Below are 683 nucleotides of genomic sequence, written 5' to 3'. Positions count from 1 at the left end.
TCCTGTTGGACAATGATTGGGGATTGATAGCTAAGGAATCAGAAATAGCATTAGAAAGATTGGCTTCTCCAACGGGCTTAGCTTATGTGATTTATACTTCTGGTAGTACGGGGAAACCAAAAGGAGTAGAAATTTTACACAGAAATACTGTAAATTTATTGAGTTGGTCAGGAAGAGAATATAGAAAGGAAGATCTATCTGGTATGCTATTCAGTACTTCTATGACATTTGATCTTTCGATCTTTGAATTGTTTGTTCCATTAACAATTGGTGGGAGAGTTTATGTTGTAAAAGATTTACTATCTTTTCTGGAGTATTCTGATTTGCCTGTTACTTTTATGAATACGGTTCCTTCGGTTATTGAGAGTTTATTGAGTAGCGGAAAACTATCAGAAACAATAAGGGTGATAAACTTAGCAGGAGAACCTTTATTACCTAATTTGGTGAATAGATTGTATGAATTAGACCATATTAGAGATGTGTATGATTTATATGGACCATCGGAAGCAACAACATACACTACTTTTTGTAGAAGAGTTCCGAATAGTATTTCGAGTATAGGTAGTCCTATTTCTAATACTCAGGTTTACATTTTAGATTCAAATGAGAATCTACAGCCCATAGGTGTAGTTGGAGAATTATGTGTTTCGGGTTCAGGCTTAGCCAGAGGTTATCTAAACAGA

1 protein-coding gene is annotated in these 683 nt (G+C 35.0%); it reads left to right on the top strand.

Features of this window, described 5'->3' with window-relative positions; genetic code table 11:
* Nucleotides 1–683: AMP-binding protein (locus tag F0000_RS27530; RefSeq protein ID WP_188112332.1), on the top strand; the 683-nt coding region annotated here is incomplete at both ends.

Source organism: Aquimarina sp. RZ0 (assembly GCF_008370685.1).
Taxonomy (GTDB): domain Bacteria; phylum Bacteroidota; class Bacteroidia; order Flavobacteriales; family Flavobacteriaceae; genus Aquimarina.
Note: the sequence above shows the minus strand (reverse complement) of the source record. Positions and strands in the feature narration are given on the sequence as shown.